This is a genomic window from Streptomyces sp. NPDC050759 (assembly GCF_044456945.1).
Lineage (GTDB): Bacteria > Actinomycetota > Actinomycetes > Streptomycetales > Streptomycetaceae > Streptomyces.
The window spans coordinates 378,692-391,770 of the sequence record NZ_JBITGI010000006.1 but is presented as its reverse complement, the minus strand read 5'-3'; the positions used below and the strand labels follow the sequence as shown (position 1 = coordinate 391,770).

Genomic DNA, 13,079 nt, shown 5'->3' with positions numbered 1-13,079 from the left:
CGTGCGCGGCCGATAGTCTGGACTCCATGAAGTCGCACCAGAGCACCCAGACGATGAAGCCCGCGACCGCGGCGAAGAAGCTGGGTGTGTACCTCCCCGCCACCCCCTCGGAGTTCCAGGAGGGCGTGGTCTCACGCGCCGAGCTGAACGAACTCCAGGCCAATCCGCCGCAGTGGCTCCAGGACCTGCGCCAGAACGGCCCGCACCCCCGCCCGGTCGTCGCGGCCAGGCTGGGCATCTCCATCGCGGGCCTCGCACGCGGCGGGGTCACCGAGCCGCTCACCACGGAGCAGATCGAGGCGCTTCGGGAGGACGGTCCCGAGTGGCTGGAGAAGGAGCGCGCCACGCAGGCGGAGGTCCGCAAAGAAGCGGCGCGCATCAAGGAGAAGAAGCAGGGCCAGGAGTCCTGACCCAGGCCCGCGGAAGACCGCGACTCGCGGAAGACCGGGGCCCCGTAAAACTCCGGTGCGCCGGATCGAACACCTCTGCGACCATTCCGAAATGGTCCACCGTCTGGAACGCCTGGTCATCCGGCACACCCTCCGTCTCCCCTCCCCCGCGGGTCCCGTCGGGGAAGGCGCCGTCGTGGCGCGGCAGTTCGACGCCGCGCTGATGTCCGTCGGCTTCAAGCTGTCGGCCGACGCGCTGAGGACGATGTCGGGGCTGTCGGAGGCCACGGTCGTCGACACCGCCGTGGGTACGCTCGCCGCCGTCCGTGAGATGGCCGGCGACCATGTGCGGCACAACGTCTACTTCAAGGACTTCCCGGCCAACGTCCCGGACACCTTCGAGTTCTGGACGCGCTGCGTGCGCGAGGCCCTGGAGGACGGCAAGGCCCGCTCCGGCGTCCTCACCCAGCTGCGCAACGGCGTGCTCAACCTGCTCACGCTGCCGTCGTACGGCAACTACCAGCACACGTACGACGAGATGCTCTCCGCGCACGACGAGCTGACGGCCGCGGTGGGCGACCGGCTGACCGTCCTGCACCTGGGCGGCGCCCTGGACGACGAGGTCACCGCCCTGTACCTGGCGCTGGCCGGGAGCACCACGCCGCTCGGCGACGAGCACCTGGCCGACCTCAAGGTGCTCGCCGAGCACTGCGCCGACGGACCCCAGCCGGACGAGATCCCGGTGCGGGAGAACCGTGCCGTCGTGAACGAGGCCCGGCTGAAGGCGGGTTCGGGTCTGCTGCTCGACACCGTCACCGATGTGCTGCGGCTCGCCTGCGCGTTGTCGGACGGGGACGTGTCCCTCCAGGAGCCGACCCGGTTCCGCGCGCTGTCGCGGCCGGCCCGCCGGGCGCTGCTCGCGGGGCTCGACTCGGTCGTCGCGGCGGCTCCGGCCAAGCTCGCCGACGTCCTGGCGCACCGTGAGGCCTTCAAGCGGCTCGGTGAGCGTCTGCACCCGCACGAGTACCCGCAGTGGCCGCGTGCCGCCGAGGTGTTCGCCGTCGCCCGGGGCGAGCAGAAGGCGTACACCTTTGACGCGCGCATGGAGGCACTGCTCGGTGCGGACGACGTCGCCGGGGCGGCGGAACTGCTCAGGTCCGCGCCCGGCAGGCTCTTCCGCGCGCTGGACCGCCTGCTGCGCACCGCGCGCACGCAGGAGGAGCGGGACGCCGTGGTGGCCTCCGTCGAGCAGACCGCCCCGGAGGTCTCCGGGCGGGTCGTGCTGTCGGTGCGTGAGTACCTGCACAATCGGGCCGACGAGACGGGCCGGAAGCGGGTGTTCATCAACCGTCTCGGCCGCGCGCACGTCGCCGACGACACGCGTACGGCCGTACCGGAGGCGGACCGCGAGCGGCTGATCGCCGCGCTGGACGCGGAGATCAGTCGCCGACTCCCGTCCCCGGAGCGCCTGTTGGTGGGCCCCGACATCCTCGACGTGGCGCTTCCGCTCAGCGGGCGGGCCACCTCGGCCGGACTCGGTGTGCTGCCCCGCGGCTCCGTCTCGCCGGTCGACGGGGAGCTGCTGCGCTTCTTCGTGTACTGGAAGCAGGCGGAGCGGGTCACCGACTACGACCTGTCGGCGCTGCTCCTGGACGCGCAGTACGACACGGTGTCGTGGCTGTCGTACACCAATCTCCGCGAGGTGGAGGGCGAGCACTCGGGTGACATCACCAACGCACCCGACGGCGCCTCGGAGTTCATCAACCTGCGGCTCGGGGCGGTGCGGGGCACGTACATCGTCCCGCAGGTCAACATCTTCTCCGGGGAGGGGTTCGAGGAGGCCGAGGAGTCGTTCTTCGGGTTCATGCTGCGCGAGGGCGAGCAGCGGGGGCGGCCCTTCGAGGCGCGTACCGTGCGGATGAAGTCGGAGCTGCGCGGGCCGGGCCGGGTGGCGCTGCCGCTGGCGTTCAGGCGTGCGGAGGACGGGAGTTGGCACGCCAAGTGGCTGCACCTGTACCTGAAGGGGCATCCGGCGTACAACCGCGTCGAGGGCAACCAGGTGTCGGTGGCGACGCTGCTGCGCGCCGTCCTCGAGCGCGAGCAGCTCACGGTCGGGTATCTGACCGGCCTGATGGCGAACGGCGGTACGGACGTGGCGGCTTGGGACGCCGAGTCGGTGCCGGACGTGCCCGTGACCTACATCGGCCTGGAGCGGCCCGAGGGGTTGCACCCGGACTCTGTCGTCATCACCCCGGAAAATCTGCGCGACCTGATCCCCGAGTGACTGTTACGGTTCTCATGGCGAGGCCATGGAAGGGCTTCCTTCTCCATTCGAAGAGCCCCCATGGGGCTTGGATTCCCAGCCCTTCCGCTTTCCTCGCCCTCGACGTCACGCACGAGGCCATGAAGGGGCTTCCTTCTCACCGGTTGCAAACCGGCTTTCTCAGAGCTCCAGTCCCTTCGCTCTCCTCGTCGTCGGTGTCGCGAGCCCAGGCGGCCCGGACCGGTGTACTCACCGTTCCAGGGCCGCCTTCGCCGTGCTGAGGGCCTGTTCCGCGTATCCCCGCCCGAACAGCACGGCGTGCACCAGCAAGGGGAACAGCTGGTGGAGCCCGATGCGGTCGGACCAGCCGTCGGCGAGCGGTGCCACCTGCTGGTAGCCGCGCAGCACCTCGTCCAGGTGCGGGCAGCCGAAGAGATGCAGCATCGCGAGGTCGCTCTCGCGGTGGCCGCCGTGCGCGGCCGGGTCGATCAGCCAGGCGAGGCCGTCGGCACCCCACAGCACGTTGCCGTTCCACAGGTCGCCGTGCAGCCGGGCGGGCGACTCGGCGGAGCCCGCGAGGTCGGGCAGCCGCGCGCAGAGCCGCTCGATCACCTCTGCCTCCGAGCGCTCGATCGTGCCGTCGTCCACCGCGCTCCGCAGATACGGCAGCACCCGGTGCTCGGCGTACCACTCGGGCCATTCGGCGCCTTCGGCGTTGCGCATCGGGGCCCGCCCGATGTACGCGTCCCGTGGGCCACCGGGCGGCGCCGAGCCGAAGGCGGGTGCCCCGGCGAGGTGCATCCCGGCCAGCGCCCGGCCCAGGTCGAGCGCCGCCTCCCGGTTCGGCCGTCCCCGCGGGATCAGGTCGGTGACCAGCCAGTGGCCGTCCTGGCCGTACACGATCGGCACCCGGACCGGGCCGGCCCCGGCCAGCCAGCGCAGCCCCGCCGCCTCCGCCCGGGCCTCCTCAGGACTGTCGGCGCGCTTGACCATCACCGTCCGGCCGTCGTCGAGGACCACCTCGGTCAGTGCGCCGGACAGCGGGCGCTCCTCCGTCGCCGTACGGCCGGTGAGTCGCTCGGCCGCCGCACCCGGGCCGTCGCTGTCGTCGTACACCTGCGTCTCCCTGATCACTCACACCACTGCTTTCGCACCAGCCTTCCCGAAAGGCTCCTGCACAGCCTCTGTGAAGACTCCCAGCCATGTCTTGACATACGGAAGAAACGATCCGTAGCTTGGCCGATCATTTAGATGCGTGAAGCGAGTTCACGCATATGAACGGAGTGTGCCCATGGGCGATCGCCGACGACGACGCCGCCTGGCCGCGGCGGCCACCGTCGCGGGAATGATGTTCGCGACGGCCGCCTGTGGCTCCGGCTCCGACAGCGCGGGCAGCAGCGATCCGAACACGCTGGAGGTCTGGACCCGGAGCAATCCGGACTCGGCCGCCACCTACGACCGGGTCTTCGCCGCCTTCACCAGGAAGACCGACATCAAGATCGACTACCAGCCGGTCATCAACTTCGACCAGCAGCTCCAGAGCCGGGCGTCCACCAAGGACCTGCCGGACGTCATGATCAACGACACGGCGCTGATGGGCAGTTACCAGAGCCAGGGCCTGCTCAAGCCGATCGACCCCGCCTCGATCGCTGGCGGCGACCGGATCACCGACAAGTCCTGGTCCTCCACGGTGGGCATCGACGGGAAGCACTACGGCATCCCGTACTCGCGTCAGGCCCAGACCTTGATGATCCGCAAGGACTGGCTGAAGAAGCTCGGGCTGAAGGCGCCGACGACCTGGCAGGAGATGCTCTCCGTCGCCAAGGCCTTCGCCACCGAGGACCCGGACGGCGACGGCAAGGCCGACACCTACGGCATCGTCGCACCGGCCAGCGCCCAGAACGGCTACGCCGCCTGGTGGGGCGCGAGCTTCCTGTGGCAGGGCGGCGCGCAGATCATCGCGCCGGACGGCAAGGGCACATACACCCCGGCCATGGACTCGGCCGCCGCCATCAACGCCGTGACCTGGATGAAGGAGAACCTCTTCTGCGGCAAGAAGGGTGTCGTCCAGCCCGGCGCGATCACCGCCGTCACGGCCACGGCGACCAACTTCCAGGACGGCAACGCCGGGATGTACATGACCGGCCCGTACAACATCACCACCTTCGACGCCACGCCCGGCAAGGACACCTACGAGGTCGTCCCCGCCCCCGCGGGCCCGGCCGGCGGCGATGTGCTGGCCGACGGCGAGAACGTCTACCTCGGCGCCAAGACCGGCAAGGACAGGCAGGAGCTGGCGCTGGCCTCCTTCCTGGTCTCGGCCGAGGGCCAGAAGATCGCCATGACCAGCGTCGACGGCCACCAGCCGGTCGTCCGCATCCCCGTCAACTCCACGCTGGACGCGGCGAAGGTCAGGAACGACGCCCGCTGGAGTGTCGTACAGAAGGCCTACGAGGACGCCTCCGAGCAGTTCCCGAACGCGCCGGACTTCGCCCCGATCAAGCAGGACACCGCCGACGCACTGAACGCGATCTTCACGTACTGCGGCGGTGACGTCCGCTCGCAGCTCAAGGAGCTGAACGACACGCTCGCCGGTGACCTCAAGGACCAGGACCTGCTGAAATGACCGCTACCGTCCCCGCCCCCGCGGCGCGCCGAAGCACCGGCAGGAGGGCCTTCGACAAGAAGGCCGTCGTCCCCTGGCTGTTCCTGGCTCCGGGCCTGCTGCTCGCCCTCGTCTTCAAGTTCTGGCCGATGGCCAAGGGCATCTGGCTCAGCTTCTTCGACGTCAGGCCCTTCCTCGGCGACAAGTGGATCGGCCTCGAGAACTACAGCCGGGTCCTGACCGACCACCGCTTCCAGGACGCCATCGGACACACCCTGATCCTGGGCATAGGTCAGTCGGTCGGCGCGATCCTGCTCGGGTTCGCCCTCGCCCTGCTCCTGGAGGGCCAGGCCCGTTCCCTGAAGTTCCTCCGTACCGCCGTCTTCCTGCCCGCCGTCACGGCCACCGCGGTCGTCGGCGAGCTGTGGCGGCTGATGTACTACCCGACCTCCGACGGCCTGCTCAACAGCGGCCTGCACTTCTTCGGACTCGGTCCGGTCCAGTACCTCGACAACCCGGACATCGCTCTGTACTCGACGATGGTGATGGGCATCTGGATCTGGGCGCCGTACAACATGGTGATCTTCCTCGCCGGCCTCGCGGGCGTGGACCGCTCGCTGTACGAAGCGGCGGCGATGGACGGGGTCTCGCTGTGGCAGCGGCTGCGCTTCGTCACGCTTCCCGCGATCCGTCCGGCGCTCATGATCGTGCTCACGCTCGCCACGATCCGCGGACTGCGCGTGTTCACCGAGGTCTACGTCCTCACCGGCGGCGGTCCCGCCGGGTCCACCGACGTCTGGATGACCCGCGCCTACACCCTGGGCTTCACCCGCAACGACATCGGCGGCGCCTCGGCGGCCTCGGTCGTCCTGCTCTGCGTGACGCTGCTGCTCACCGTCCTGGTCAACCACCTCCGCACGAGGGGAGAAGCGCGATGAGCGCCCCCGTCATCGACCCCGTCCGGCCGGCGGCACCTGACACCCCGGCCGGACGGACCGCCAAGGAGCGGCGGACCACGCCGGCCCGCTTCGACACCGCCCTCGGCTGGAACGACAAGCCCGGTCTCGCCTGGGGACTCAGGGTGCTGCTCTGCGTGATCGCCCTCGCGATCTTCGCGGCGCCGTTCCTCACCATCTTCTCGGGCGCCTTCACCACCAACCCCAGCGGATCCTCGCTGTCGTTCCTGCCGCACGACAACACGCTGTCGAACTTCACGGTGGCGGGCGAGCGTGGCATCTGGGACTACCTCGGCAACTCCCTCGTCATCGCGGGCGGCGGGCTGCTGCTGCAGCTCGTGGTGTGCACGCTGGCCGCGTACGCGCTGGCCCGGCACCGGTTCCGGGGCCAGGCGCTGATCATGATGCTGTTCATGATGACGCTGATGCTCCCCGAGGAGGTCATCGCGATCCCGCTGTCCCTGGTCCTCGGTGACGTGCCCGTGGTCCACCTGGACCTGAAGGGCACAGTCTGGGGTGTCATCCTGCCGCTGGGCGCCTGGGGATTCTCGGTGATGATGCTGACCGAGTTCATGCGGGACATCCCCGCCGAGATAGAGGAGGCGGCCCGCCTCGACGGCGTCGGCGAACTGCGGATGCTGTGGCAGATCATCCTGCCGCTGTGCAAGCCCGCGCTGGGCGTGGCCGGGGTGCTCGGCTTCATCATGATCTGGGACCAGTACCTGCTGCCCCTGATCGCCGCCAAGGACCCCACCGACTACACGGTCACCGTCGCCCTGTCCATCCTGCGCACCGACCCCGAGGTCGGCTCCGGGGTGGTCCTGGCCGGCGCGGTCATCGCCCTGATCCCCAGCCTGATCGTCTATCTGCTCCTCCAGCGCTCCCTGGTCACCGGCATCGCCGCCGGTGCCACGAAGGGCTGACCCCGACCCCCCACGTTTGAGGGAGACATGAAGTTCCAAGGAGTGCTGTTCTTCCCGGTGACGCCGTTCGCCGTGGACGGCTCGCTGGACGAGGAACGGCTCGCCCGGCACATCGCCGGCGGCGTCGCGGCCGGTGCGGGCGGCGTGTTCGTCGCCTGCGGCACCGGTGAGTTCCACGCATTGACGCCCGACGAGATCGAGCGGGCCACCCGGGTCGCGGTCGAGACGACCGCGGGCCGGGTGCCCGTCCTGGCCGCGGCCGGCGGCCCCACCCCGGTCGCCCGCGACCAGGCAGCCCGCGTCGCGCGGGCCGGCGCCGATGGCATCCTGCTGCTCCCGCCGTACCTCGTGACGGCCCCGCAGCGGGGCCTGGTGCGCTACGTCGAGGAGGTCACCGCCGCGAGTGAACTCCCGGTGATCTTCTACCAGCGCGGCACCGCCCGCCTCACCGAGGAGACGGCCGCCGAGATCGCCGCGCTGCCCAGGGTCGTCGGCCTCAAGGACGGCCTCGGCGACATCGAGCGCATGCACCGGATCGTGCGGGCAGTCCGGGCCGTACCCGGCACGGAGGACTTCCAGTTCTTCAACGGCCTCCCGACGGCGGAGATGACCGCGCCCGCCTACCAGGGCATCGGCGTCCCGTTGTACTCCTCCGCCGTGTTCGCCTTCGCGCCCGAGATCGCCCTCGCCTTCCATCGGGCACTCGCCGCGGGCGACCGACCGCTGCTCGACACCCTCCTCGACGAGTTCTACGGCCCCCTCGTCCAGCTCCGCGACGAGGTACCGGGGTACGCCGTCGCGTTGGTCAAGGCAGGAGTGGCCCTGCGTGGCCTGGACGTGGGTGGCGTACGGGCGCCCCTGGTCGACCCGACCCCGGAGCACGTCGCACGGCTGTCCAAGCTCATCGACCACGGCCTGGAGGTGGTCGGCGCATGAGCGACCCGACTCGGATCAGGGAGCTGATCGTCACCCCGATCGCCTTCCGCGACCCGCCGCTGCTCAACTCCAACGGCGTGCACGAGCCCCTCGCCCTGCGCATCATCCTCCAACTCGTCCTGGACGACGGCACGGTGGGCCTCGGGGAGTCCCCCGGCGGCGTCGCCCGCCTGGAGCGACTCGAGGCCGCCGCGAAGGTCGTCGCGGGCATGGACGTCTTCGACACGACCGCCGTCGGCGCCGCGATCGACGCCGCCCTGCTGCCCACGGTGCCTTCGAGTCACGAGCGCGGCTGGACCACCTCCGCCGTGGAAGTGGCCTGCCTGGACGCGCAGGGCAAGCTGCTCGGCCGCCCGGTCAGTGACCTGCTCGGCGGGACGGTCCGGGACTCGGTGCCGTTCGCCGCGTACCTCTTCTACAAGTGGGCCGAGCACCCGGCCCTCGACGGCCGCGCCGCCGTCGGCGACGACTGGGGCGACGCCCTGGATCCGGCCGGCATCGTGGAGCAGGCCCGGCTGATGCAGGAGCGGTACGGGTTCAGGTCGTTCAAGCTGAAGGGCGGTGTCTTCCCGCCGGACGAGGAGATCGCCGCGATCAAGGCGCTCGCGGAGGCCTTCCCCGGACAGCCGCTGCGCCTGGACCCCAACACGGCCTGGACGGTGGAGACATCGAAGTACGTCGCCCGCGAACTCGACGGTGTCCTGGAGTACTTGGAGGACCCGACCAGGGGCATCGAGGGCATGGCGGCGGTGGCGAAGGACGCGCCGATGCCGCTGGGCACCAACATGTGCGTGATCGCGTGGGAGCACCTGAGGCCCGCGATCGAACAGAACGCGATCCAGGTCCTGCTCACCGACCACCACTACTGGGGCGGCCTGCGCCGCACCCGTGAACTGGCCGCGGTGTGCGAGGCGTTCGGGCTCGCCCTGTCCATGCACTCCAACTCGCACCTGGGCATCAGCCTGGCCGCCATGACCCATGTGGCGGCGGCGATCCCGAACCTCGACCACTCCTGCGACACGCACTACCCGTGGAACCCGGCGGACGACGTCGTCCTCCCCGGTGTCCTGGAGTTCCGCGACGGCGAGGTCAAGGTGCCGACCGGACCCGGCCTCGGTGTGGAACTCGACCACGAGGCCCTGGACCGACTGCACCGCCTGTACCTCGACTCCGGGGTACGCAGCCGCGACGACACCGGATACATGCAGCGATTCCAGCCCGACTACGAGCTCACGCTTCCCCGTTGGTGACAGGCCCCCATGAGACAAGGCGCCCGGCGAACCCGGGCGCCTTGTCTTTGCCGCCCCCTTGGGAGCGGGCACGGGGACGGCGGACACTGGTCCGAGTCACCCCCAGTCTCATGCCGGAAGGAGAGAACCAGTGCGCACGGGACTCCGGTGGGAGAGTTTTCTGCGGGGTGTGGTGACGCGGGTGCTGGCGGGAGACGAGCCGCAGCCGCGGTGGATGCCCCGACGCGTACTGACCGTGGTCTCGGCCGATGTCGACGACAACGCCGGGGTCGGAGCCATATGGCTCGAGTGGCGTCCGAAGTCACCGCGGATGCGTGAGCACCTTGTGCTCCTGGAGTGGTACGGCGAGCGGTGGCGGTCCGTGGGGTGCGGCAGCGGCTCCGGAGACGATCCTGTGGACGTCGACGTGCTCGACGTGTGCAACGGCGCGGGCGCCCTCAGTCTCACCCGCGGCCGCGACCTTCCGCACTCCCTCACCACGGCCCCATGGATCAGTTGCGCCAAAGTGCGACTCGGGCGGGACGTGGATCACGTGCTCATCGGTGACCGCCGGATCGACGCTCCCGAGCGACGCACGCTCATCGCTGCGTGGACGTCCCCCCGCCGCAGCCACGGCCTGCGTCCCGTCATCGTGGCCCTGGGACGCGACGGCGCCGAACTCTCCCGCATCGGCCCCCACGACAGCCTCGACACCCACACCTGGGCACGATTGCGAGAGGAGCAGTAGCCGGGCTGCTTGCCGAGTCGGATCACCTCCCGCTGGAGATCCGCCGGTGCTTCAATGTCACTCCCTGGCTGGAGGAGTGACGCATGGGTGCGGAGTCGGGCAGCGTCCTGGTGACCGGCGGCAGCGGTTTCGTCGGCAGCCATCTGGTGCGGCGGCTGCTGGAGCGGGGTTACGAGGTGCACGCCACCGTGCGCAGTCTCGCGAACGCGGCGAAGGTGCGGCCGCTGCGGCAGATGGAAGCGGAGTTCCCCGGCCGGCTCACGTTGTTCGAGGCCGACCTCCTCGATGAGGGCTCCTTCGACGAGGCGATGGCGGGCTGCCGCGTCGTCTTCCATGTCGCCTCGCCGTTCTTCATGCCGGAGAAGATCAAGGACGGCCAGAAGGACATGGTCGACCCGGCCCTGACCGGCACCCGCAACGTCCTGGCCGGCATCGAGCGGACGCCCACGGTCGAGCGGCTGGTCTTCACCTCCACGGTCGGCGCGATCTTCGGCGACTACTCCGACGTGCGGGACATGGACGGGCAGGTCCTGTCGGAGAAGTACTTCAACACCAGCAGCACGGTGGAGAACAACCCGTACCACTACGCCAAGACGGTCGCCGAGCGCGCGGCCTGGTACGCCGAGGCCGCGCAGGACCGCTGGCACATGGTGTCCGTCAACCCCGGCCTGATCCTGGGCCCTTCGCTCGCGCCCGCCTCCGAGTCCGGCAGCCTCTTCCTCCTGGAGGAACTCTTCAAGGGCTACTTCTTCTACGGCGCCCCCGACTTCAGCTTCACCACGGTCGACGTCCGTGACGTGGCCGACGCCCACCTCGCGGCGGCGGAGAAGCCCGACGCGAAGGGCCGCTACATCCTGGCCGCGCCGACGATGACGTCGTTCCACGAGATGTCCCGCATCATCCGCACCCGGTACCCCCGCGTCCTGCGCATCCCGCGCACCGCGCTCCCGCACTGGCCCGTGCGCGTCCTCGGCCCGGCCTTCGGACTGACCCAGGACTACATCCGCAAACACCTCGGCATCCGCTTCCAGGTGGACAACAGCCGCAGCGTGAACGAACTGGGCCTCGTCTATCGCCCGGTCGAGGAGACGGTCCTCGACCACTACGAGGCGTGGCTCTCCCACCAGGGAAAACGCTGATCCGCACCGGGAGAACCGGCTCGCACGCGACGAAGGTCACAGGTACATCTCACGCTTTTCACACTTCAACCTTCACGGGAGCCACACAAGTTGGCTAAGTTGACGGCGAGCAGCACGACGGAAGGGGCATGTCTTTCATGGCGCCGGATCGAACATCGCGCAATGGAGGGTTCAGCCTCCCGGCCAAGCGCAACTCCGCACTCGCGACGGCCGCCATCGCCTCCGCGGCCCTCCTCTCGCAGACCGGGAACGCCGCCGCGGACGAGGGGCCGAGCCCCGACGAGGTGAGCCGACGGGTCACCAATCTCTACGACCGGGCCGAGACCGACTCCGGTACCTACAACGCCACGCGCGCGGCCGGAACGGCGTCGAGCACCCGCGGCCGTACCGGTCCGGCGACCGGCGGCGGCCGCAGGACCGGCGGAGATCCCGCCCTCGACGACATCGCCAAGCAGTGGTACGGCGCGGCCCGCGCGAAGACGGGCCCGATGGTCGCGGCGACCCTGCCCTCCGACCGCGTTGCCGCCCGCCCTGCCGAGTCACGTCGCCAGCGCCCGCCATCGGACGCTCCCTCGGCACGCGATCCGAGGCCGGCCGAACGCGCCGTGCCGGAACTGACCGCCGCGCCCATGCTCGCCCTGCCCAGCGCACCGGAGTCGGCACCGGCGGCGCTCACCGCCGCACCGCCCCAGTCACCTTCGTGGACACCGGAACCGGCCTCGCAGAACCTCACCGGCACGGGCGAAATACCCGCGTTGGGCAGCTCCCCACTCGTCACCCCCGGGGTCCCGGAGTACGCGCCGCAGCTCGTCACCGGCGTTCCTGAGTACGCGCCGCAACCCGTCACCGAGGCCCTCGAGTACACCGCCCAACCCGCCACAGGCTTCCCGGAGTACGTCCCGCAGCCCACCGCCGCGATCCCCGACTACACCCGGCAATCCACCACCGGGGCCCCCGAGTACACCCCGCAGGTCAGCGCGGGATATCCCGAGTACAGCCCGCAGATCAGCACGGGGTTCCCCGACTACACCGGGCAACTCGGCACGGTACAGCCCGAGTACACCGCGCAAACCACCACGGGGTTCACGGACTACAGCAGCCAACTCGGCACCGGGATACCCGAATACGCCACACAAGCCACCCAGGCTTTCCCCGAGTACGCCGCGCAGACCACCACAGCCTTCGCCGAGTACTCCGCGCAACCCACCACGGCTTACCCCGAGTACGCCACAGCCCTCACCGCCCCCCTCGCGACGATCGCACCTCCGTCGGCCGCCCCCGTCCCGAGCATCCCGGCCATCCCGGCCCCCCGCGCCCCCGAACCGGACTGGCTGGCACCGCAGCCGGCCGCGGCCCCGAGCGTCGAGCTCCCCACCGTCGACCCCGGTTACGACTCGAAGGTCATCCAGGTGCTGGCCTTCGCCCGCTCCCAGATCGGCAAGCCCTGTGTCTGGGGCGCGGCGGGCCCGGGTTCGTACGACAACTCCGGTCTCACCCAGGCCGCCTGGAAGGTCGCCGGTGTCTCCCTCCCCCGCACCGCCCTCGGCCAGGCGAGCACCGGCACGGCGGTATCCCTGTACGCCATGCAACCCGGCGACCTCGTCTTCTTCCACGACGACTTCAGCCACGTGGGCCTGTGCACCGGCAACGGCATGATGATCCACGCGCCGGGCCCGGGTGCGTCCATCCGCGAGGAGTCGATCTACCCGACCGGCGAGTCGATCATCCGCGGCGCGATACGGCCCGTCTGACACACCACGCGCGCACACCAGGGCACTCCCTTCACGCACACCTCTGGACGCCCCGCGAACGCCTCGCCTAGGGTTTCCGAGAAAGCGCTTTCTGGCCTGACCATGCCAACCAGGGGGAGCGTCTCGTGCCGCACCAGCAG

At 70.1% G+C, this 13,079-nt stretch carries 11 protein-coding genes; 10 read left to right on the top strand and 1 reads right to left on the bottom strand.

The window, feature by feature from the left end; translation table 11 throughout:
- Positions 1-26 precede the first annotated feature (26 nt).
- Complete coding sequence (locus tag ACIBJB_RS21130) at positions 27-410, top strand: DUF5997 family protein (RefSeq protein ID WP_398932620.1); 384 nt, start codon at positions 27-29, stop codon at positions 408-410.
- A 91-nt stretch (positions 411-501) separates the two neighbouring features.
- Positions 502-2,673, top strand: a complete 2,172-nt coding sequence (locus ACIBJB_RS21125) for a hypothetical protein (RefSeq protein ID WP_398932619.1) — start codon at positions 502-504, stop codon at positions 2,671-2,673.
- 228 nt (positions 2,674-2,901) lie between these two features.
- Here ACIBJB_RS21125 and ACIBJB_RS21120 read toward each other — a convergent pair whose 3' ends face one another.
- Positions 2,902-3,768 carry a fructosamine kinase family protein gene (locus ACIBJB_RS21120; protein WP_398932618.1) on the bottom strand — a complete coding sequence of 289 codons (867 nt, stop codon included), beginning with the start codon at positions 3,766-3,768 and terminating at the stop codon, positions 2,902-2,904.
- A 175-nt stretch (positions 3,769-3,943) separates the two neighbouring features.
- Between ACIBJB_RS21120 and ACIBJB_RS21115 the strand changes: the two genes are divergently transcribed.
- From ACIBJB_RS21115 to ACIBJB_RS21080, 8 genes are all read left to right on the top strand, one after another.
- A complete protein-coding gene (locus ACIBJB_RS21115) occupies positions 3,944-5,278 on the top strand; it encodes an ABC transporter substrate-binding protein (protein ID WP_398932617.1) in 1,335 nt (444 codons plus the stop codon).
- Positions 5,275-6,195, top strand: coding sequence for a carbohydrate ABC transporter permease (locus ACIBJB_RS21110; RefSeq protein WP_398932616.1), 921 nt, complete (start codon positions 5,275-5,277; stop codon positions 6,193-6,195). The genes ACIBJB_RS21115 and ACIBJB_RS21110 overlap by 4 nt, the downstream gene beginning before the upstream one ends.
- Positions 6,192-7,136, top strand: a complete 945-nt coding sequence (locus ACIBJB_RS21105; protein WP_398932615.1) for a carbohydrate ABC transporter permease — start codon at positions 6,192-6,194, stop codon at positions 7,134-7,136. Before ACIBJB_RS21110 ends, ACIBJB_RS21105 begins: the two co-directional genes overlap by 4 nt.
- Before the next feature lie 27 nt (positions 7,137-7,163).
- Complete coding sequence (locus ACIBJB_RS21100) at positions 7,164-8,072, top strand: 5-dehydro-4-deoxyglucarate dehydratase (protein ID WP_398932614.1); 909 nt, start codon at positions 7,164-7,166, stop codon at positions 8,070-8,072.
- Positions 8,069-9,322, top strand: coding sequence for a glucarate dehydratase family protein (locus ACIBJB_RS21095; RefSeq protein ID WP_398932613.1), 1,254 nt, complete (start codon positions 8,069-8,071; stop codon positions 9,320-9,322). Before ACIBJB_RS21100 ends, ACIBJB_RS21095 begins: the two co-directional genes overlap by 4 nt.
- A 130-nt stretch (positions 9,323-9,452) precedes the next feature.
- Entirely contained in the window at positions 9,453-10,049 is a 597-nt protein-coding gene (locus ACIBJB_RS21090; RefSeq protein ID WP_398932612.1) for a hypothetical protein, read from the top strand.
- A gap of 83 nt (positions 10,050-10,132) precedes the next feature.
- Positions 10,133-11,188 (top strand): NAD-dependent epimerase/dehydratase family protein, encoded by a 1,056-nt coding sequence (locus ACIBJB_RS21085; protein ID WP_398932611.1) that lies wholly within the window; start codon positions 10,133-10,135, stop codon positions 11,186-11,188.
- A 137-nt stretch (positions 11,189-11,325) separates the two neighbouring features.
- Positions 11,326-12,939, top strand: coding sequence for an NlpC/P60 family protein (locus tag ACIBJB_RS21080; protein WP_398932610.1), 1,614 nt, complete (start codon positions 11,326-11,328; stop codon positions 12,937-12,939).
- The last annotated feature ends 140 nt before the right edge of the window (positions 12,940-13,079 follow it).